General features: G+C 36.6%; 17 protein-coding genes. 4 read left to right on the top strand and 13 right to left on the bottom strand.

Annotation, left to right across the window (positions count from 1 at the left end):
• Nucleotides 1-30 precede the first annotated feature (30 nt).
• Entirely contained in the window at nt 31-1,236 is a 1,206-nt protein-coding gene (locus tag PN450_RS19750; protein ID WP_271837297.1) for a DNA sulfur modification protein DndB, read from the top strand.
• Nucleotides 1,237-1,248: 12 nt separating this feature from the next.
• Here the strand turns inward: PN450_RS19750 and PN450_RS19745 are convergent, their stop codons facing one another.
• From PN450_RS19745 to PN450_RS19725, 5 genes are all read right to left on the bottom strand, one after another.
• Nucleotides 1,249-1,722 carry a DNA phosphorothioation-associated protein 4 gene (locus PN450_RS19745; RefSeq protein WP_271837296.1) on the bottom strand — a complete coding sequence of 158 codons (474 nt, stop codon included), beginning with the start codon at nt 1,720-1,722 and terminating at the stop codon, nt 1,249-1,251.
• 137 nt (nt 1,723-1,859) lie between these two features.
• On the bottom strand, nt 1,860-2,420 hold the full coding sequence (locus tag PN450_RS19740) for a Uma2 family endonuclease (protein WP_271837295.1): 561 nt from the start codon (nt 2,418-2,420) through the stop codon (nt 1,860-1,862).
• Between the two features lie 167 nt (nt 2,421-2,587).
• Nucleotides 2,588-2,764: a hypothetical protein gene (locus PN450_RS19735; RefSeq protein ID WP_271837294.1), complete on the bottom strand. Its 177-nt coding sequence runs from the start codon at nt 2,762-2,764 to the stop codon at nt 2,588-2,590.
• Nucleotides 2,765-2,850: 86 nt separating this feature from the next.
• Nucleotides 2,851-4,920, bottom strand: a complete 2,070-nt coding sequence (locus tag PN450_RS19730) for an AAA family ATPase (RefSeq protein WP_271837293.1) — start codon at nt 4,918-4,920, stop codon at nt 2,851-2,853.
• Nucleotides 4,917-5,090 carry a hypothetical protein gene (locus tag PN450_RS19725; protein ID WP_015079891.1) on the bottom strand — a complete coding sequence of 58 codons (174 nt, stop codon included), beginning with the start codon at nt 5,088-5,090 and terminating at the stop codon, nt 4,917-4,919. The genes PN450_RS19730 and PN450_RS19725 overlap by 4 nt, the downstream gene beginning before the upstream one ends.
• Before the next feature lie 313 nt (nt 5,091-5,403).
• On the opposite strand from PN450_RS19725, the gene PN450_RS19720 reads away from it, so the two are divergent.
• Both PN450_RS19720 and uvrB read left to right on the top strand, forming a co-directional pair.
• Nucleotides 5,404-5,967, top strand: coding sequence for a Uma2 family endonuclease (locus tag PN450_RS19720; protein WP_271837292.1), 564 nt, complete (start codon nt 5,404-5,406; stop codon nt 5,965-5,967).
• A gap of 246 nt (nt 5,968-6,213) precedes the next feature.
• The gene (gene uvrB, locus PN450_RS19715; RefSeq protein WP_168697439.1) at nt 6,214-8,211 is read left to right on the top strand and encodes an excinuclease ABC subunit UvrB; all 1,998 of its coding nucleotides are present in this window, start codon (nt 6,214-6,216) and stop codon (nt 8,209-8,211) included.
• Between the two features lie 132 nt (nt 8,212-8,343).
• On the opposite strand, the gene arfB is transcribed toward uvrB, so the two are convergent.
• The 8 genes from arfB to PN450_RS19675 all read right to left on the bottom strand — a co-directional run bounded on the left by arfB (nt 8,344) and on the right by PN450_RS19675 (nt 21,376).
• On the bottom strand, nt 8,344-8,757 hold the full coding sequence (arfB, locus tag PN450_RS19710) for an alternative ribosome rescue aminoacyl-tRNA hydrolase ArfB (RefSeq protein ID WP_271837291.1): 414 nt from the start codon (nt 8,755-8,757) through the stop codon (nt 8,344-8,346).
• Nucleotides 8,758-9,068: 311 nt separating this feature from the next.
• Complete coding sequence (locus PN450_RS19705; RefSeq protein WP_148760489.1) at nt 9,069-9,320, bottom strand: hypothetical protein; 252 nt, start codon at nt 9,318-9,320, stop codon at nt 9,069-9,071.
• A gap of 74 nt (nt 9,321-9,394) precedes the next feature.
• Entirely contained in the window at nt 9,395-9,664 is a 270-nt protein-coding gene (locus tag PN450_RS19700) for a hypothetical protein (RefSeq protein ID WP_168696064.1), read from the bottom strand.
• Between the two features lie 140 nt (nt 9,665-9,804).
• The gene (locus tag PN450_RS19695; RefSeq protein ID WP_271837290.1) at nt 9,805-11,343 is read right to left on the bottom strand and encodes a putative HlyD family type I secretion protein; all 1,539 of its coding nucleotides are present in this window, start codon (nt 11,341-11,343) and stop codon (nt 9,805-9,807) included.
• A gap of 70 nt (nt 11,344-11,413) precedes the next feature.
• Entirely contained in the window at nt 11,414-14,134 is a 2,721-nt protein-coding gene (locus PN450_RS19690) for a peptidase domain-containing ABC transporter (protein WP_168633466.1), read from the bottom strand.
• A gap of 21 nt (nt 14,135-14,155) precedes the next feature.
• Nucleotides 14,156-14,752 (bottom strand): helix-turn-helix domain-containing protein, encoded by a 597-nt coding sequence (locus PN450_RS19685; protein ID WP_148760480.1) that lies wholly within the window; start codon nt 14,750-14,752, stop codon nt 14,156-14,158.
• Between the two features lie 1,608 nt (nt 14,753-16,360).
• Nucleotides 16,361-16,744 carry a HetP family heterocyst commitment protein gene (locus PN450_RS19680; protein ID WP_271837289.1) on the bottom strand — a complete coding sequence of 128 codons (384 nt, stop codon included), beginning with the start codon at nt 16,742-16,744 and terminating at the stop codon, nt 16,361-16,363.
• 2,244 nt (nt 16,745-18,988) lie between these two features.
• On the bottom strand, nt 18,989-21,376 hold the full coding sequence (locus tag PN450_RS19675; RefSeq protein ID WP_271837288.1) for a GH116 family glycosyl hydrolase: 2,388 nt from the start codon (nt 21,374-21,376) through the stop codon (nt 18,989-18,991).
• A gap of 219 nt (nt 21,377-21,595) precedes the next feature.
• On the opposite strand from PN450_RS19675, the gene PN450_RS19670 reads away from it, so the two are divergent.
• Nucleotides 21,596-22,663 (top strand): tetratricopeptide repeat protein (locus PN450_RS19670; protein WP_271837287.1); only part of this gene is annotated, 1,068 nt, incomplete at its 3' end.

Raw genomic sequence — 22,663 nt, 5'->3', positions numbered from 1 at the left:
TTTGACATCGCTAAGTGTATCAACATTTATATGACTCAATTGAACGAAGAGAACAACAACGATATTACTCCTGAAGTAAAAGCTCAGTTTAGCTCATTTATAGAGCCATTCTTTTCTAAATACCATCGTGAACGCTGTTATCCAGGTTTGATTCTTCGTCACGGTAAGCGAAAAATGCTACAAATTAATATACCACCTGGAGATTTTCCTGCACTTTTAGTAATCAAACCTGCTACTGAGAATGATCCTGATTCAGGTAGACAACGCCCAGAAGTACCAGGCCATGCTGATGAGATCAAAAATTATATTATCGAGCAAGCGCAAAAAGGAAAACCTTGGATTTTGGGGACATTGACAGCAAATGTAGCTCTAGGAAAAATAAATATTATCGAATTTGGTAGAGGTATTTGTTTAGTTGTAATTCCTCGTGGAGTAAAGTTAGAGATTACAGATGGTCAACATCGTAAGAGTGCTATTCAAAAATTGATTGAAGGTGATACAAGTGACTTAATTAGTGATGATGATTTTCCAATTACGCTGGTTTTAGAAGAAGACCTTGATCAGTGTAAAAAAGATTTTCGAGATATGGCTCAAACAAAAAAACTAGATAAAGCTTTGCTATTGTCATTCGGTGTATCTGAAGGTCGTATTGGTATTACTAAAAAATTAGTAGAACAAGTACACATCTTTCATAATAAGACAGATAAGGTTCATGATAATCCGCGTGTTACAAAGGGATTTATTTACACAAATAACTACATAGCTAGGGCTGTAAGTTGTGCTTTTACTAATAATCCTGAAGCTGAACTTAGCGACTATGATGTAGCTATATCATCTAATTCTCTCTCTAATTGTCTCAATGAGTTTTTCTATGAATGTAGCAATACTAGATATATTTCTGTAAAAAAAGCAGAAGATTTGACTGTTGTTGAGATCAGGAAATTTAAGGATGAATGTCTATTGGGTGTGAGTGTTGGTCTGGAAGTTTTGGCTAGACTACTACATTTAACTTACAACAAAGACAGCAATTATTTTGATGAAACAAAAGTTTCCCAACTCGCACAGATAGGTTGGACAAGGGATAATTCAATTTGGGAAAATACTTTAATTAGAATAGATCCTAACCCAAAAAATCCGAATAAGCGTTATAAACTATCTACAGGTGCAAATGCAGTAACGGATGCAGTTAAAAAGATTAAATATGAATTAGGATGGACAGATAACTCTTCCTATTAAAGATACCCTAACTCAACTGAGGAATTTAGTTAAATCAAATTCCTCTTCTTTATTTGGATGATTTGTTCTTTCATAACCGAGAAATAATAAAATTCGTTCAGAATAATCTACCGCACCTCTTAACTCATTTTGTAATATTTCTAGTCCACCATTAGCATATTCTTCAAAAATTTCATTGCGCTGTTTTTCGTATTCTTCCTCATAAGGAGACAAAATTATAATATCCTGAGTTTCTGTAATTCCCAATAATTTAATTAATGTATCATGTCCCATTGTGGCGAAATATTCTAACCGAATTGGTGCTGGTTCACGTTTGGAAATTTCCCCCAAAGGAACACGCTTTTTATACTTTACACCCAAAGCAGCAGCAAAAACAATCACATCAGCGAAAGTCTGAAAAGGACCAGTTCCCCCATCAGCAGACGTTAAACTTTTCACCAACTCAGCTTTATCCCTAGCAACCCTGATTCTACCAGTTTCCGCCATAATTATAAAATATACACCCTTAACATCATAAACCAAACCTAACTTACTAATACTACAATCTTATCCTCTTCTTTGCGCCTTTGCTCCTTAGCGTCTACCCTTCGGGATCTCTAAGAGAGATTGCGCGAAACAAAAAATCAAAAAACATCCTCATAAACCAGAGAAAGAGGAAACCTAAAATCAACACTAACTAAATGTACATTATCACCCTCAACAAAAGGATGTAACTCCCATAAACCCCTATCATTTAGGCGAAAACAATCCAAACCGATTTTATCAGCACTAATTAAAACATATTCTTGCAAAGATTCAATCCGTCTATACTGCTGAAACTTTCCCCCCCTATCATAAGCTTCCGTACTCGGAGAAAGCACCTCAACAATTAAGCAAGGAAATTGAATAAACTTAATAGCTTGTTTATCCCGTTCATCAGAACTTACCATGACATCAGGATAATGAAACAGACCATTTTCCGATATACCCACTTTAGCATCTGCCATAAAAGGACGACATTTACCCCCACGCAAATGATTTTTTAACCCAGAAGCCAAATTTAAAGCAATAGTAGTATGGGGAATAGTTCCCCCAGTCATAGCAAAAACTTCACCATTGATATATTCATATTTAATATCTTGCTGTTCCTCCCATTCCAAATACTCCAGAGGACTCATATAACTTTTCTCAAAATTAGCAATCATAACATTTACCTCCTAATTTTGCGTAAAACAAATTAACTAAAAATTTGCAACAACCAGCGATTAACCTCACCATCATCTTGAGTTAAACTACATTGAATAAGTAATTGGACAAAAATATTTACAGTCATTGCGAGCGAAGGGAAGCAATCACAACCCTTGCGATTGCTTCATTTCACTTCGTTCCCTTCGCAATGACATTGTGTAATTAATTCTGTCTTACTACTTAGCTTCACATTATTATTGTTTCCATGAATTGAACCAACTGGTGACATTTCTACCCTCATGTAATTTTGATAAAAATAAAATCTTCCTTGCTGATAATCAGGATATTCAACAACTTCCATAAACTCATCCCAACCAAACCTAAAGAACTAACTACCATAAACTTTCTTCCTCTGTGTTCTCTGTGTCTCTGTGGTTCGTTACTCTTCTACCGTTCAACCTCAACAATTTCCGTATATTCAAAACCATTCAAACTCTGACGAACCAAAGCATATCGTTCCCTCCCCAACTCAATAAAATCCTGTTCACAATTAGGCTTAGAAGAATAATAAACCAAAACATATTCCTTCCCAATCTTATCAGCAATTTCCTCCTCAACCTCAACCCTCCACTGAGTCTTAGTCACCAACACAACCAACTGATTTGCTAACTTAGGAATAGTTCGCGCAATGTGACGACGAGAATTAGCATCTAAACTCCCAAAAGGAGAATCCATAACAATAGGAAAAGTGCTACTATCAGGAACCATCATCATTTTCCGCTTCTCACTCCAGTCACGCACCTTATCAATAATACTAGCGATAAAAGATAAACTGAGAATTTGATTTTCTCCCGTAGAAGCTGCGACTGGTGCTTCAAATCCCGTCGTATTTTCCACCAAACTCAACTCATACTTTTCGCTAATCTTGGGAACATAAGGAGTAAAAGAAATATCTGAGAAAATTTCCTGTACCCGCTGTTCCAATTGGAGACGAAACTGATTTTCTTGACGGTTTTTAACTTCCGATAATCTGTCAATTGCATCTTGAGTAGCATTAATGCGACGCTGTGCTAAAGATTGTTTTTCCTCATTTTGTTTTTGCTTAGATATTTGTTTTATCAAAGCATCAATAGCTGTTTTTAGATGAGAAACTTCCTGTTGATTTGCACCTTGTTCTCGATTTAAGTCATCAATTTTAGCTTCAATTTCATCAAGACGTTTTTGTAAACTACTAATTTCCTCATTGGGATCTTTTCGGAGTTGTTCTTGAATAGTTGCTAATTCCAATTCAACTTGATTAAGATTTTCCCGTAACTGTTGAATTCGTACTTGTTCCCTGTCCGCTTCTTCCCAAAAAGCAACTGCTTGTTTATCAATTTCATCAACTTGCGCGCTCATTCTAATTGCGGTTTCTTCTACAGTCGAAGAACCAGATTTTCTCATTAAATTTTTGACATGAAAATGGGTGTGAGTTCCTTCCCTTAAATCTGCACCACAAATACAACGTCCAGTATTGAGTAAATCATTGACAAATTCCCGGGAAATTCCCGCAGTTAATTCACCCTTTTGTTTTAAATCTGTAAATATTTCCCGAAACTTAGCGGTAGTTTCCGATAACAGAACAGTATAACCCCGTGCGGAAATAACCTTTTTCAAATTCTCCCGTGTTTTTTTCAACTCTTCCCGCAAACTATCTTTTTGCGACTCTAAACTTTGCTTTCTTTCCTGTAATTCTTTAACAGCACTCAATTCTCGTAACTTGTTACTAACTTCCTTTTTAAAAGTTTGCTGACATTCCAACTCTTGATTTATTTCCGTTTGACGTTTATTAATATTGTCAATTTCCAGTTCTTGCTTTTCTTGCTGATTCAATAACTGTTTAGTTTCCGCGTCACCAATATGTTTTAACTCAGTTTCTAAACTCTTCTTAGCATCTTTCAAGTGTTTAATCGAAAGTTCAATAACTTCCACACCCAAAAAAGTTCTAATGGCTTCAGAAATTTCCGCTTTATTATCAGAACGGACAATTTCTTCAATGCGTTCACCGTCAAAGAAAAAATATTGATGTAAACTTGCTGGTAAAATCTGAGTAATAATTTCCTCAGCTTGTTGAAGAGGAAAATACCATTTTCCATCATCTCCAGCAACTTGAATTTTCAACTGAGTTTTCCCAGCTTCAATCACATCACTTTCATTTTTATAAACCCGACAACCACGAGTAGCGCGATAACGATTACCTTCATGTTCCCAACCAACTTCCACCCAACATTCCACAGGTTGACTAGGTTGAGATTCTGAAATTGCGCGTTTATTTACTAACTGTTCCGTTGACGCAAAAGCCGCACTAAATTTTTCATATAAAACCCAAGTAAACGCATTCAAAATACTAGTTTTACCTGCACCATTACTACCATAAATCATCGTAGTGTTGCGAACATCTCCACCAGCCAAAGTTATCTCTGGAGTTTTCCCATAAAAAGAACGAAAATTACATAATTTAATCGAAGTTAGCTTCATTGCACCGCTTCCTTCACAATAGTGAGAATATCATCATTAATATGACCCTTACTCTTTCTATCTAATCGGCTTTTCTCCAACCTCCATACCTTCTCAATAATTTGCTTCACCTCCGGTGGTGCGCTGGTAATTGGTTCTTGAACATCTTCAATATTTGCTTCTGGTATCATTTCAAAACAGCAATAGATTTATTTTCTATTTTAACCAGTTCTGATACTATTTTTATATAATCGGGATGCACAACCAGCCTTTGGTTCATTACAAATTTTAACGCAGCCAGAAGCCAGAAGCCAGAAGCCAGGGAATAAATTCCCTGTCTAATAGCTCAAGTCGGTTAAAACCGACTATTATGGCGGTATATACTTGGATGAGATAGACAATTGACCAGAAAATCTATAAACTAAAAGACTTTCAAGTCTGTTCCCTGCTATATCAAATTCAAGTTAAAATGAAAATTGTACCCTAGCTTTAGAAAAACTAACTATGACAGTTACTATTGCTAAATGGAGTTTAGACGACTATCATCGTATGATTGAAATTGGCCTTTTAGCTGGTCGTCAAGTTGAACTACTAAATGGAGAAATTATCAACATGACACCAGAAGGACCAGAACACGCGCAAATTAATACTGATTCTGCTGAATATTTGCGGGAATTACTCGGTTCAAAAGCACTGGTAAGAGATGCAAAACCGATTACAATACCTAATAGCAATTCAGAACCAGCACCAGATTTAGCAATAGTTGAACTACTGCGGGCTATTTATCGCAGTCATCATCCTTATCCTGAAAATATATTTTGGTTAATCGAATATTCTAAAACTACTTTAAGTAAAGATTTAGAGATAAAACGCAAAACCTATGCTGCTGCATTAATTAATGAGTATTGGGTAGTAGACTTAAAAAATCAACAATTAAAAGTGTTTAGAGAACCAATAAATGGTAATTATTCTAGAGAATTAACCTTTACTTGCGGTGAAATATCTCCATTAGCATTTCCAGAAATTAAAATTTCTATTCAACGATTACTACAAGGATTTTCACAATAAATCAATTGGGTGCGGCTTTTTTGAGCCGGCAAAAATAAATTCAGGCTTTGGGGGTTGACTTGCGCCGCCAGGCGTGATATTCTGATAATGGGAATCCGTGCCTCAATAAAAATTTTATCACCACTCCATTATATTAATATAGCACATCGCCGGCGATGTTGCAAGCCAAACCCCGAAAAAAAAATTTCGCGCCAAACGTAAAACTGAGAAATTGTGTAGAATTGCTAGGTGTAACGTTCAAGCTAGATAATGGATTTTAATCTCCAAGCACCTTTTGTCCCCACCGGTGATCAACCACAAGCGATCGCACAACTTTCTGCTAGTATTCAAACAGGAAATCATTATCAAACATTACTGGGTGCGACAGGAACCGGTAAGACATTCTCCATAGCCGCAGTCATTGAAAAAGTCGGTAGACCTACCCTAGTATTAGCCCATAATAAGACATTAGCCGCCCAGTTGTGTAACGAACTGCGGGAGTTTTTTCCTCATAATGCAGTTGAGTATTTTGTCAGTTATTACGATTACTATCAACCCGAAGCATATCTACCTGTTACTGATACTTATATAGAAAAAACATCAGCGATAAATGAAGAAATAGATATGTTACGACATTCCGCCACCCGTTCCTTATTTGAACGCAAAGATGTGATTGTTGTGGCTTCAATTAGTTGTATTTACGGTTTAGGAATGCCGGCAGAATATTTAAAAGCTGCAATTCGATTACAATTGGGAATGGAAATTGATCCGCGTCAAGTTTTACGGGATTTAACAGCAGTTCAATATACTCGCAATGACATCGAAATGGGGAGAGGAAAATTTCGAGTTCGGGGTGATGTTTTAGAAATTTCTCCTGCTTATGAAGATAGAATTATTAGAGTGGAATTTTTTGGTGATGAAATTGATGCAATTAGATATGTAGATCCTGTTAGTGGCGAAATTCTCCACAGTTTAGAAGCAGTAAATATCTACCCTGCGCGTCACTTTGTTACTCCTAAAGAAAGAGTAGAAATAGCTTGTGAAGATATAGCCACTGAATTAAAACAGCAACAATTAACATTAGAATCAATGGGTAAATTAGTGGAAGCACAACGCATTGATCAACGCACCCGTTATGATTTGGAAATGTTAAGAGAAGTGGGATATTGTAACGGTGTAGAAAATTATTCTCGCCATTTAGCCGGAAGACAAGCAGGAGAACCACCAGAATGTTTAATTGACTATTTTCCCAAAGATTGGTTATTAGTGATAGATGAATCTCATGTTACTGTTCCCCAAATTCGCGGAATGTATAACGGAGACCAAGCAAGGAAAAAAGTATTAATAGATCATGGTTTTCGGCTTCCCAGTGCGGCGGATAATCGTCCTTTACAAGCGGAAGAATTTTGGCAAAAAGTTAATCAATGTATTTTCGTTTCTGCAACTCCAGGAAATTGGGAATTGGAAATTTCGGAAGAGAATATTATTGAACAAGTAATTAGACCGACGGGAGTAATTGACCCAGAAATATTTGTGCGTCCCACGGAAGGACAAATTGATGATTTATTAGGAGAAATAAAAGATCGAGTTGACCGTCAAGAAAGAACGTTAATTACTACATTAACTAAACGCATGGCGGAAGATTTGACGGAATATTTAGCAGAGAGGGGAATTAAAATCAGATATTTGCATTCAGAAATTAATTCCATTCAACGCATTGAGATATTACAAGATTTGCGAAATGGGATTTTTGATGTGTTAGTCGGTGTCAATTTATTGCGAGAAGGTTTAGATTTACCAGAAGTTTCTTTAGTCGCAATTATGGACGCAGATAAGGAAGGTTTCTTGCGGACTGAACGTTCTCTAATTCAAACTATCGGCCGCGCGGCGCGTCACATTAGAGGAAAAGCAATTTTATATGCTGATAAATTAACAGGGAGTATGATTAAAGCCATTGATGAAACTGATAGAAGAAGAGGAATTCAAACGGCTTATAATAAACTGCATGGAATTACACCGCAACCGATTATTAAAAAACAAACTAATTCAATTTTATCATTTTTAGATGCTTCTCGGCGATTAAATGCCACTGATTTAAAAATGGTTGATGAACATCTAGATGAATTATCCTTGGAAGATATTCCAGAGTTAATTACGTTGTTGGAAAAACAGATGAAGGAAGCAGCGAAGAAGATGGAATTTGAAGAAGCTGGAAAATTGCGCGATCGCATTAAGCATCTTCGAGATAAAATGTTGGGACGTTAATATATAGCATTTATGTACAAGATTTTTTTCAACGAACCACAGAGGCACAGAGAACACAGAGAAAGAGAGAAAGGAGATGTTTGTATTTTATTAGGATTGCTATATATTATCATCACAGTAGTAGCATCGTGATTATTCTGTAATTTTTCCTCTAGTCAACTTAATTTGTCCGCGCTTATTTTTACTATCAAGACGTTTTCTTTGAGAATTGCGACTTGGTTTAGTTCGTTTGCGTTTTCGAGGTAAAACAGACACACTTTTAATCAGTTCTTGAAGTCGTCGGCAAGCCTCCTCCTTATTTTGTTCTTGACTGCGGTATTCCTGCGCTTTAATCACCACAACTCCCTCAATAGTAATGCGGTTATCCTTCAGCTTCAAAAGCCGTTCCTTATAGATTTCTGGTAAGGAAGAAGCACCAATATCAAAGCGCAAATGAATAGCAGTAGCCACCTTATTAACATTTTGACCACCTGCACCCTGAGAACGAATTGCACTAATTTCAATATCGCTATCAGGAATAATTACTGTCTGGGAAATTTCTATCATTTATATGCAGTAATTCATATCTATAATACTAGATCCTAATATACAGCAATTTTCATATAACTGTAAACAATTATCAGCTATGAACAGGAACAACAAAAAAGAGGAAGTTTTTACTTCCTCGTAGTAGTCTGTCAATCCAAAAATGACGGGTAAAGGCAAGCAGGGGGAGAAGAGGGGCAGGGGGAAGGGGGAGTAGGGGAGAGAAAAACAGAAGTTTTTTCCGATCATTACCCGTCAAAATAAATTTGACAGACCACTAGGTAAGCTTTAAAAAGGGTGTAAGGAAGAAAAAAATAACCACTAAAAATTATTCACAATACTAAATAAACAGCACTTCTGGCAAGATCAAGAGTAAAAATCTTATTATCGTAGAAACTAAATGGACCACGATATGCTGTTTCCAGGGTATTTATACCATCATAAACAGTGGTTAAAGCAACATCACGTCCACCCAAGAAAGGTAAAGGTAAAATACCAGTACCTAAAATTTGCTGTATTTGCTCTGAATTTAAGTCATCCAAAAATGTCTTTTCCTGTAAGTCAGAAATTATGATTGTAGCCATGATCTTATTTCCTCATCAAACAGTGAATAGTTCTGGTAAACGTGACAAAATTGCCCTTGAATCTGCTAAAACAATTACCGATTTACCCAAGCATTAACTGTCCGAGCGTAATCTATCGTATTAAATTTATTATCATGAAAACTACCGGCTCCTTCATAAGTTGTTGAAATGGTATTTATACCATCATAAACGGTGGTTATAAAAACATTAGGACTTAGCCCTAAATTGGGATATCCCCCCCAAAAACCTCCCCCTAATAAAATACCTAATTTTGATATTTTTAAATCATCAATAAAGGTCACTAAATGACTAGGATACAAGTCATTAATTACTATTTTCTCCATTATCGTGTCCTCAAAATCATTAATTCATTTAACTACTTAATTCTGACATTTTTCTTTTAGGAATAATCAAAAAGTTGCATATTAACGTCTATTAAAAAAGACATAATTTATTGAATTATGTCTTGAGTATAATACCTTATTTAAAGCTCTAAACCATTTTTCTGTAACTTCTTAAATGGATCTAAAATAAAGTCAATAACTCGACGTTGACGAATGATTACTTCGGCACTTGCTGTTTGTCCAGGGGTGAGAGGAATCTGTTTGCTACCAACTTGAATATAAGGATTTTCTAAAGCGATATCTAATTCATAAGTTTCTATTCGGTTAGAACTATTTTCTTGAATTTTAGAGTTAGGTGAAATCCAACTAATCTGTCCTGATACAATTCCATATTCTTGGAAAGGATAAGCATCAAATTTAATTTTTACTGGCATTCCTACCTTGACAAAACCACTATGTTGACTGGGCATACGGGCTTTCAAAATCAAAGCGGTATTTTCGGGAGCAATTTGAGCAATCATTTGTCCTAATTGTACCACAGAACCAGGTTTTTTAATAGGTAATTCAAAAATTATTCCATCAATAGGAGAGCGGACAATTCGCTGTTTTAGTTGTAAATTTAAAGATGCAAGCTGTCCTTTTGTTTGCATCATTTCTGATTGAAGAGAAATTATTTGATTTTGGATGTCTTTAAACTGTTCCTGACTTTTTAATAAAACTAATTCTCCTCCTTGCATAGAACTTTTATAACTATTTTCTTCTTCTTGTAAACGTAGTTTTGCCTGTTCAATATCTGAGCGAACTTGATTCATTAGTGACTGATAACGGCTGACTTCTTCTTTTAGTCGTAACTGTGCTGTTTGCAGATTAAATTTTGCTTCTTCTTGTGAACGTTGACTTTCTTCGGCAATTTTTTCCAATTCTACTACTTTAGTTTGAGAAATTATTCCTTGCTTTAACAATAGCCGATAACGTTCAACTTCAGCAACATCTCGACGTAACCGACTTGTAGCTAATCTATAGTTAGTTTGAGTAGATCGTATATTCTGTTTTACCTGATCAATTTGGGCTAATTTCTCCAAATCTTGGAAATTATAGGCACTTTTTTTAGTCTCAAATGTTTGTTGGGCTTGATTAAGTTGAGCAAGTTTTTCTAATGATTGAGATTGATTTTGCTGACGTTGAATATTAATTGCCATGAAGACTTGATTCTTCAGTATTTCCAGTTGAGATTGTCGATTTTTTAACCCCTCTAATTTATCTTTTATTTGTTGTATTTCTGTTTGTAAAACATCAGATTGCATTTCTACTAATACCTGTCCAGCTTTAACGATTGCACCTTCTTTAACATTAACAGCAACTACACTACCAGTTACGGCACTATCTAATTTTTGTGTTGCCCCTTTGGGTTCTATTCTGCCACTAGCACTTCCTGTTTCATCAACTTTAGTTAACATTGCCCAAGGTAAAATAATTGCGGCAAAACTGACTAATAAATACAACATGGAACGAGTCCATACTTTTGGTAAAGCATCTAATAATTCTTCTGTACCATAAAACCAATCTTGGGCTTTATTTAATGTCTGAGTCTGAGGTTGATTTTGGATAAAAGCAGTAGATTCAGTTTGATTCTGCGGCTTTATGGTAGTTGTTGGTTGTGTGTAAACTGACTGTGGCATAAATAATTTTAGAATTCTGGTTATAGATCCCCAACTTCTTCAATAAGTCGGGGATCTGGTTATTAAACAATTAATTTGTTTGTGCTAATTGTTGTTGATTGAGATAGAAATAATGTCCTTTTTTGGTAATTAATTCTTCATGTGTACCGCTTTCTACTAAAACACCACGATCTAAAACTAAAATTAGATCAGCATGACGAACTGTAGAAAGACGGTGAGCAATAATTACACTTGTACGTCCTTGCAGAATTTTTTTGAGGTTGTTCTGAATAATCCGTTCAGATTCAGCATCCAGGTGACTTGTAGCTTCATCTAATATTAAAAGTCGCGGATTTCCCAGTAAAGCCCTGGCAATTGCTAACCGTTGGCGTTGACCTCCAGATAACATTCCGCCTCCTTCACCAATTTGGGTTTCATAACCCATTGGCATCCTTTTGATAAACTCATCTGCACCTGCAAGTTGGGCAGCTTCCACAATCTCTTCTAAAGAGGCTTCTGGATGGGCAATTGTGATATTTTCCCGAATTGTTCCGCCAAATAAAAAGGTATCTTGATCAACAACTCCTATTTGCGATCGCAAAGAATGTAAGGAAATACTAGTAACATCTTGATTGTCAATTAAAACTCTTCCATCTGTCGCTAGATATAAACCCAAAATTAACTTAGAAAGTGTTGTCTTTCCAGAACCACTGCGCCCAACAACTGCTACAGTTTGCTCAGGTAAAATTTCAAAACTGAGATTTTCTAAAATATTAATCTCACTTTCGGGATGATAGCGAAAGGTAACATTATGAAAACGGATTCTCCCGATTAATCTCGGTAAAAATTGTCGAGGGTTATGTTCTAAATCTTCCTCTAGTTGTGCTTCCAGTACATCATTAATTCGTTCTGTAGCGACAATTACCTCTTGTAACTGATTCCACAAAATAATTAATCGTTGGAAAGGCTGAATAATATTACCCAGTAACATATTAAAAGCAACTAACTGACCAATAGTAAGTTGATTTTGAATGACTAACCAAGCGCCAAACCAGAGCAACCCTGTACTTGCTAAAGATTGAATAGTAGAGCTAATTAATTGCAGTTGATTACTAATTACTTGACCACTAAAGTTCTTTTTGATTAAATTGTTTAGCAACTCTTCCCAATGCCAACGAACTGTTTGTTCAATAGCCATTGAGCGAATCGAAGAAATTCCCGTCAAGCTTTGAATCAAATAACTATTTTCCAAAGTTCCTGCTGTGAATACCTCTCGACTAATCCGCCGCAAAAATGGTGTGGCAAAGAATGTTAATAACACAAAGGGTGGCACAATTGCCAATGTCATTAATGCCATTGGTGGACTGTACCAAAACATTAATCCCACATAAACAAAAACTGTTAATAAATCCAAGCCAATAGATAGAGCTTCACCCGTCAGAAACCGTTGAATTTTTTGATTTTCCTGAACACGAGAGACAATATCTCCCACATAACGAGACTCAAAAAATGACAGAGGTAAGCCAAATGTATGCTTAATAAATCCCACCATTAAAGCCACACTAATGCGATTAGCGGTGTGATCTAGTAAATATTGTCTTAACCCATTAATGGCAACCCGAAACAACCCAAAAACTAACAATCCAAACCCGACAGTATTTAAGGTTAAGATGCTACCTTGAACAATGACTCTATCTAATAAAAGTTGAGTAAATAAAGGTGTGATTAATCCAAATACCTGAATTAATACCGAAGCAATAAATACTTCTAAGAGAACCTGAAAATGCGGTTTAACTAAATCAAATAACTGCCAAAATGGCGTGTTAGCTTCTTGCGTTTTTTTGAGTGAAGTTGTAGGCTGTAACAGTAAAGCGTAACCAGTCCAACCTGCAAGAAATTCCTTAATAGTAAGCTGACGTTGGCCAATAGCGGGATCAGCAACAATTACCTGTTTTTTGGTAATTTCATAGACAACAATGTAATGTCTACCTTGCCAATGAGCGATCGCTGGTAAAGATTGTTGGGCAAATTTATCCAAACTGGCTTTCACCGGACGGGTAGCAAAACCAAGGCTTTCTGCTGCTGCACTCAAACTTCGCATAGATGCACCACTCCGGCTAACATTAGCCAGATCCCGCAGCCGATTGATACTCAGGTTTTTTCCCCAATAACGGCCAACCATAACTAAGCAAGCAGCACCACAATCAGCAGCACTTTGTTGTTCAAAAAATGGATAGCGTTTAGTAAATTTACGCCACCAATTACCAACAACTACCGTAGGAATAGGAAAGTATTGAGGGCGTTTTTTTACTTGTGTTGGTGGGGGAATTATTGGTTGAGGTAAATTGGCACTATTTACAGTTCTTGGGGCTTCAATCAGCGGAATTTCTGAAGAATTCGCAGTGTTAATTAGCTCTGCCTTATTCAGCAAAAGATGATAAACACTAGGAAACTCTCCCATTACCTTAGTTAATATTTCTTGGGGAAGATAGGCAACCTTTAAATTCATAGAAGCTCTAGCCACATAACTGCTAAAATCTTGTTCTGGAAATAAAGTTAACTCCCCAAATGATGACCCTGAAGTGAGAGTATTAATTAAATTGTTCGAGCTATCAAGTAATCTCACCTTACCAGTCAGCACAACATAAATTCCCGGCTTTGCTGTTGTCGCTTGCCAAAATTGCTTTGCTACTGGTGGTTCAATAATTTCTAAAGCCTTGGTACAATCTATAACTGCTTGATCTGATAACCCATCACCCAAGACTTGCCTAATGTGTGTAACTAACTGTTCCTGAGAAAACGCTGATAGCATTTCCTAACCTCCAAAACACTATTATTTATTGGTCTGCATGAGATTCAATGACCAATGAAAACTAGGTTCAGGCGGAGAATGCAAATCACTAATTTTAATTGCTAAATCCTGATTTTCAGTAGTTATCAATGGGGAACTTTTATGTTTAGTAGAAAGTCCCATTTGTTTAAGGAGGCGATTAATGTGGCGATCGCTAATTTGAATTCCCAACTCTTTCGCTAAATGTTTACTCAACCATTGCGCCGTCCAATCACCAAAAGCATAGCCATATTCACGGGGACTAGAATTGACTAATTCCTTCAATCTTTCAATATATTGATGATTAACAATCTTTGGTCTACCCAATGGGCGCTGATTCCATTTGTGAGCCATCCCCGCCTCAGCAGTACCTATCCAATACCTAGCCATCTCCTGAGAACAACCAATCATGTCACAAATATGAGTTTGCGATTTGCCCATATCTGCTAACAACATAATCTCAATTCGTCGCCGATATTCTGGTTGTGAATTGCTTTGTAAATTTTTTAGCAATGTCTTTCGCTGAAAAGGCGTTAAAAACTTACTTTCATAACCATCGTAAATATCAATAACCCGATTTTGATGAGAATAAGATGACATAATTTTTACCAGTTGCCTTCTACTTTCAAATTTGGGCAAATTTATCTGTTACATCTATTGCTCAAAGACAGATGCAAGAAATTTCACAGATATTCAGTATTTAATTTGGAGGATGTTTCATGAGTATTTATGTGATTCTCAATATCTATGCAGCAGGCATAGCTGTTATGTCCCTCAATAAACAGCACTGTCTGGTAAAACACCCATAAATAAAGTCCAAAAAATTCGCTTTCTCATGCCAAATTTATCTGCATTAGTTAATCATTCTCAAAATTTACCTAGCGCATGATACTATCTCTAATTTAGATTTCTAGATATTTGTAAACACTGGTATTGAAGTTAATCAATCCTCAAATATTTAAGTTCATGCAGTTCTAATTACCCAATAATTATGGAACAATTGTGCTAAAAATTGCAGCCCCAAAATAGATAAGCTCAGAAGGAGTAATCTATCTCTTACACTAGCCTAAAATGAGAAAACTCTCATCAGCAGACGTTCTTAAATATGAAATCGTCTACTCGATAGCTGAGACTGAGCCATTCAGTTTAGATAAAAAAGTGATGAAGCTTTGATTGTTATCTTTAAATTCTGCTATATCTTCTTCTAAAATTTATATAAAAAATAAAATCTTCATCTAAACTTCATCATCTCTTCATATAAGATTTATATCAACTTAAAGCTGATATAAATATGGTTAGTAATTTCTAGTAAATCCTATTGTAGAATTTTATATCCATGAAAAAGAAGCTGTAAAATTATTACAACTTCTAATTGCAGTTATATCAATTGCCAGTTGACATAACAGTAAAAATTTGCAAATAAGAGCATGATTTCACCATGACCTTCCGTTTCCTCATCTACCTTGATTACCAAAGTTAGCCAAACCTTAGTCACAGGAAATTTGCTAGAAAAAGTTATCTAGCCATCTCAATTTAATTAGGGTAACCCACCACCCGAATTGAAACCTGCTCAAGCTTCTGAGGAAAAATAACCACCTTTAGTCATGGTTCATCAGTCTTGATGGAGAATTTAATTAATGAAAAACTGAATGCAAAAGCAATCAGCCTATATGTTTCATGTACAGACACAAACAGTTTTTTGGGAAAAATGCAATTTGTCTGCCATGAACCTTTTTAACCGACAGAAGCCCCACGTCTGACCCGATAGGGCAGCGGGGGATGAATGGCGCGTGAATTGACGACGGTTTTCCGACCAACGCGACAGCAAGGAAGGAAAACATCGAGACAATTCACAAATTTTGTGTTACGAATTGAATATCTCGGCAAGGCGAGAGAATAGCGATAACCAAGCTAGATACATGATCATTTTTTTTGATTAACCTTAATTTTGCCTTCGGAACGAGGGGTCAGCCTATCGCCTTAACATCAGTCTTGTTGTTCTCGAAGAGCAAAAAGCTGTTAACTGGGTAGGAAGCCTATACTTACCCGCAAGGGAAGTGTAGGTAGTTCACGTTGCTATTTCTAATTTATAAGATGTTACCAGTGTATATTTGCCATTGTGGCAGAACTTTACAAAGGATTCAGTAATTGCAGTTACTCACATTGACCATCATACTGAGTAACAAGCAATTACGATATAATCAGCAACTATGCCGACTTTTTTTCCCGACTATTGGCGCGTGCTTCAGCATGATGCTTGCCGCCAACTTCCATATAAGCTAAATCCTTAATCTTGCTTAAACAGTTAGATGCCAGATTGCCTTCGGATCTTTTCTCTGTAGGTGGTTTAGCAATTTTAAGAGTTTCATTATTTTGTGTATTCGAGCGACTCATGCGAGCATTTTCTTTCAATATGCGGTTATAAGTGCGATAAGGAATATAGTGCATGGGATTATAGCCCACAAACCGCAACATTAAAACACAAGCCCAAGAATACTTCCCTGCCAAAATCGCTTCGACTACTTGGTCTAACTGTTCAGGATGGATTTTTGGTTCTAAGTTGTTACCACTGCCAGCAATATCTTGATTCATAATCTTAGTTATCTTTGAATTGAGTAAATTAGTCCAGTTGGGAGCAAATGCGATGGTCTTCAGCCAAATTGCTGTTGCGGGAACAACCGGAACCTATAGGTAATCAATTGGTGGCAGATGTTGAGAAAAGTAACAACTTTCGATAAAAGTCCGGTACTTGCGAATATTGATACCTGACGGGAATGGGAATCAGAAAACTGGATCTCTACGATTACCCATTTAACTAAGCTAAAACGCGCATTTGACCTGATGATTTTTTCCATAACCTGACCTGTGATTGAAAACCTGACTATTTTTAATCAAGTCTGTGTACTGCTGTGCCTTGCCGTGTATACCCTGATTTTCTGGGCAGTCTTACAGTTTTCATTTAGTAATATCTATAGATCACAGAAATAATATGTATTAATTGTGTCTGGGCTGTAGATTTATACTTACCAATGAATCAAAGGTAAAAATTTACCTTTTCTGTGGTTTCTACCTGGAGGAATTGAGTTTGGCGTAGCTTTTCGTAGATGCAATTATGTCCTCTTGAAATTTCCAAGTGGAAATTTTCTGCTTCTCCCTAGTTACTGCTGTATAACTTCTTACCATTAATTGTGGTGCTTTTGCTGTAAAAGCTCACAATTACTGAATGGAATCAGGAAAACCATTGATTTCTCAATTTCAAAAGCCACATTTTTATTTATACTATTTTTTCTCGCTAATGTCATCTGCCAAGGTGGCAAGATTTAAGTTAAATTTACTGAACTTATCTAGATATTTACTTATGTCTTGTGCAAGTTTGATTTTTGTCCCCAGTTGGCAAAAAATGAGGGGTGTTACCCCCCACTTTAATCTCAATGGCAGATGTTATCATCGTTATACAAAGCAAAAAAACTACGAATCACCTTTGTCTATGCTCCGTAGCATATAGATAGTCGTCGCAACTATAGCTCAAAAACAAATGAACTTTAATTACCACAAATTTAATTTTTATATAATAATTACTTTAATGAGAATCATTGCTTTGTAGGCACTCTAAAGCTTTAAGTCCTAAAATTCTGACGACAATAAAAATAAATATCAATTACAAAATAATTCCATAATTAACAGTATTGTTTATTGTTAATACTCTGGGTTTCGATATTAATCTAAATTACCAATATGTTTGCTTTTATATAAAAAAATACCTGTAGCTATATCTGGACAGCAAAAACTGGATCACCATGAACCTTTCACTATTATCTTATTTGTTTAGTAAAAGCTATTTGTTTATTAGGGAAAATTAGCATTTAATTAAATAACTAGGTTGGTAATTATATGTATGCAATTTATTAATATAAGTAAGATTACAGTAATATTCATTAAACTGATTCGGTAAGAAGAACCATCATTATTTATGGTCAATTGCCGCAGATTATTCTTGTCAAAGCCGATACTTAGGTAGAAAATAAAGATCAAGTCCGTATGGCTAAGTAATTCTTAACAAATCAAATTTGCTCAAATTTCCGGGTCTCAAACGCTACTATTCAGCTTTGAGAGCGAATTATTAACTGAGATTTTCTCAATAACTTGCCCAGAAATTTATCCGGTAGTTGCTTGACAGATCAGAATGAGGAGGTTATAGTGTAACTCCCAAGCTGTTTAAGTTTTTAAACAAGTTGGGCAATTTTCACAAGCAGTTCGCTAGATCGAAATTTTGACTCTATTACAACTAGCTGGGAACTTATCAGCTAAATTAGGAGTCGTAAACACTAAGTGCATTTGAACCTGACTAACCTGACATCATAGATTGATAAAGCTCCTGCTGTCCTTGCTTTATTCAACTAGCCTGCATCTACTCATATTACTAAATTTAAGGTCTACTGAAAAACTCTCATCTTTTCCCAACTAGATTCGAGGATTTTTTGGGTGATTAATTGCAATCTTTTTATGTCCCATAACCCTAAATGAAGTGGGGGAATTGGTAGTTATTTTGTTGTAACTTAGCTAAAAAAGTTACTTTTGCCGATCACCGTTTAAAAGTGTTGTTGTATAACAAGCCTCTGCAAAATCTAATTACTGATGATTGATAGAGGTATCTTTGAAAGCATTGGTTTTCAGATTTAAATTCCTCAACTCTTAAACATTACTGATTTTTTGGCTAAATTCCGGGAACAACAGGAAAATAAAATTTCCCGAAATAATTGTTAGATATTTATTTATAATCCCAACAAAAAGATCCCTGACTTCTTCGAGAAGTCAGGGATCTAAAGAATGCTAAATTTAACGAATTAGCAAATAGATTCCCCAAATAGCCATAGCGCGGAGATAGGTACTAGCGCGGAAAGTGCCATTAGCGGTGATTGCTTCCGGTGTGCGAAATTGCAAACCATTGTCGTAAATTTGCCTCACCACAGCCTCAGTTAACCGCATTGCCTCATTTTTCATGTTCATTTGCACCAGGAAAGCTGCTAGACCAAAATTGATTCCCGTCCAAACTTCCAAAGGATGAGTAGAATTGGGATTTTCGGGTAAACCATTGGGAAGAACACCATTAGCAGCGCCAAATTCACCATTTTGAAACTTGAGAAAACAGGAATCATATACTTTTGTTAAGGCAGACACAGCGCGATCACTGGGAACAATATCTGGTAAACTCAATAGACGAGCGTAAAATTGCCCACACAATTGGTCAGCCATCACCACATCAGAACCACTGTCACTATCCAAACGGTAATACTCACCATTCCAAAGCTTCTCCTGATAAATTGGCTTCGATTGACTTAACCAACCTTGATAAATAGACCCTTGCACCTCCACCTCTGCGTCCTCTGCGCCTCTGCGGTTCGTTAAAATATTAGAAATAGCAATAGCAGCTTCCAAAGCAGCTAACCACAAACCACCACAATAAGCACTCACACCTTGTAAACGCCAATCATCAAAAGTTTGGTCAGGAGCGCCAGAATTTTCTGGTATACTGTCACCATCGAGATCAAAAGTTTTCACATAATCGAGAGTTTGCACAATAGCATCCCAACAATCTGCTAAAAACTGAATATCATTTGCACCGGTAAACAGAAAATCTCGATATACCTGCAAGACAAAATCACAACCTAAATCTTTCCACAGATTGCAATCTTGATAACTAGTATAATTGGTTTTTTCCCAAACGTGTTCATTAGGTGCGCCTAAATCGTGGGGTGTCGCACCGGCAATTTTCCGAACTGCGTTGGGACTTTCAGATTTGATAGTTAAATAATAACCGATTATTCTAGTTCTATCATCACTTTGGGGAATTGCCCTAGCAAAAGCGCGAATTACCGATTTTTCCAATTCAGGGAATAACATCAATAACCCAAAAGAACCGTATAACCGCACATCTAAACTTTCATACCAACGATAATCTAAACATTCTAACACGGCAAATTGACCAACGGGATCAATTTCTGAGGCCGCACTCCAGAGAGTTCCTCCACTGGTTAAATCGTAGAGTTCGTTAAATAAAGCCATTTTGAACCAGTCAGGTAAATCTGATTTTGCCAAAATGGGATTTTGCCAATCTTGAATGAGCGATCGCCAATTCTGATATTCTTTAAGAGCAGTAGTGGCAATCTGCCAAGCATTCTCACCATTACAACCAAAAAAGTCTGTATATCTGCGGTAATAGTTCACTCCCGCGGCAAATTCTGTGACGGGAAAATCCCAACTTAGCACCAAGGGAACTTCTAAATTTTCCCCAGGTTGCAAAGTGAAACGCACCGCAATTGCTGCACCTAATCTGGTATTTTCATCTGCGGGAGTTTCATCTATATAATTAGGTAAAGAACCATTTGCAGAGAAACTTTGCCAAACATCTTCACCATTACCCACAGGATTAAATCGGGAATGATAGAATATTTCCACTTGGGGATTTTTGGCAGTTGCAATACACCAAGTTCCGTCTCCTTCTTGGACAGTTTGACTATCAGCAACTTGACCTAAAACACAACCAAAATATTGATGATCTTCTGCTAAACAGTTATAATTTCCTTGACTTTCTCCCCAGCGTGGTAGATATTCATAAACTGGACTTCCATCATCTCTAACTCGTACTTGAGGAGATTTCAAAGTATTAGTAAACCAACCTGCCATATTTTCCCAAGTTAGCATAATGCTAATGGTAATTGGTGCATTTGTGGGGTTGTGCGCTTTCCACAAAAAAACTGCGACAGGATAACTGGCTTCTTGATAATTATCTGCCCAAATTGGGGAAAATTGCTCACAGGTTAATTGGGTTTTTAAGACATTTTCATAAACAAACCAGCTACGAGGATAAAGTGCGTGATATGTACCTGAATTCTGTTCCTGAGACTGTGGATACCATTGCCAAGATTGCAGTGTATGATCTTCTGGAGGTTGGGTAGATAATGCGTAAGCTTGTCCAGATTCAAAAATACTAAATTGACAAGCGGGAACGGTTTTAAAAGTATGTTCTCCCCCGTCAATGTGCCACAGATTAAAGTCTCCCCGTGAAGAACGTCCTATACACCCTGCACCAAAGCCACCAAGGGGCATTCCGTGCCAGGGACCATCATCAATATTACTAGCATAACGGACGGTGTAGGGTTGCTCCCAGCCTAAGCCAATGGGACGTTTCCAGGTGCAGGGGGGTATTTGGGGGTGGTTTGTCATGGTTTGAGTTTCACGGTTGACGCTAATGAAGAGTAGCGTGATGTGTGATTTTTCTCAAGTCATTGCGTTTACGTTTAGAGCCACAAATATACTGAAATTAAATGAATTTGTTTCACGCAGAGGCGCAGAGAGGAAGAGTTTGAGAGATGGAATTTTTGCCTCTTGATGGGGAATAATAAAATTATATACCTTGTCACATCAGAGCAAATTTAAACCAATATGGACTGGACAACACCACTCAAGGCACAACAGACTGATTTTATTCAAAGACTTAAATCTGCTAAATTACTCCATTGTGATGAAAAAGGTCAGCATAGTGAATTAACTGTAATTTCTGGCAAAAGGTTAGACCAATTACGGGATTTTTGCTGGGAAATGGCTGAAAAATATAGACGAACTTCTCGCGTCGCTATTCGTGATGTTTTTATCAACAATATGAAGGGGAAGTTAGCTGAGGAAGTTGTTAAATCCCGTTTAGCTGATTTTGTCACAGAAGTTGACTATGAAAAGCGCGTTGGTGGTGATGGAAAAGTTGATTTCACCTTAACTTCTGACTCATCAATTGGTATTCAGGTTAAATCCCGGAATGGCAACTTTGATAAAATTCAATGGTCAATTAGTCGAGAAGAAATTGAAAAAAATGCTGTTCTAGTTTGTATTTTAATTCAAGAGGAAGTTAGCGAAGCTCAGGCTGAATACAATCTGATTTTGGCGGGATTTTTACCAACAAATATGATTACCTCGAATACTGGTAAAGCCTTGGTGGGAATAGATAAATTGCTTTATTCTGGCGGTTTACGCAGCTATTTAGAAAGTTTGACATCTTCTGAAGCTGACGAATATATGTGCTTGGGTTATGAGTGTCTTCAGAAAGAAGATTATCAAAATGCTATTGCTTATTATACTCAAGTATTGCAACTGAAACCAAATAATGAAGATGCTTACTTCAACCGAGGATATGCCCATTATAAATTAGGAGATAATCAGGGTGCAATTGATGATTACACTCAGGCTATCAATATTGATCCTAACTATGTAAATGCTTATCACAACCGAGGAGTTGTCCGTGATGATTTAGGAGATAATCAGGGTGCAATTGATGATTACACTCAGGCTATCAATATTGCTCCTAACTATGTTAATGCTTACTACAGCCGAGGAGTTGTCCATTATAAATTAGGAGATAATCAGGGTGCAATTGATGATTACACTCAGGCTATCAATATTGATCCTAACTGTGCAAGTGCTTATCACAACCGAGGAGATGTTCGTCATCAATTAGGAGAT

The sequence above is a fragment of the Dolichospermum lemmermannii CS-548 genome (genome assembly GCF_028330815.1).
Taxonomy (GTDB): domain Bacteria; phylum Cyanobacteriota; class Cyanobacteriia; order Cyanobacteriales; family Nostocaceae; genus Dolichospermum; species Dolichospermum lemmermannii.
Note: the sequence above shows the minus strand (reverse complement) of the source record. Positions and strands in the feature narration are given on the sequence as shown.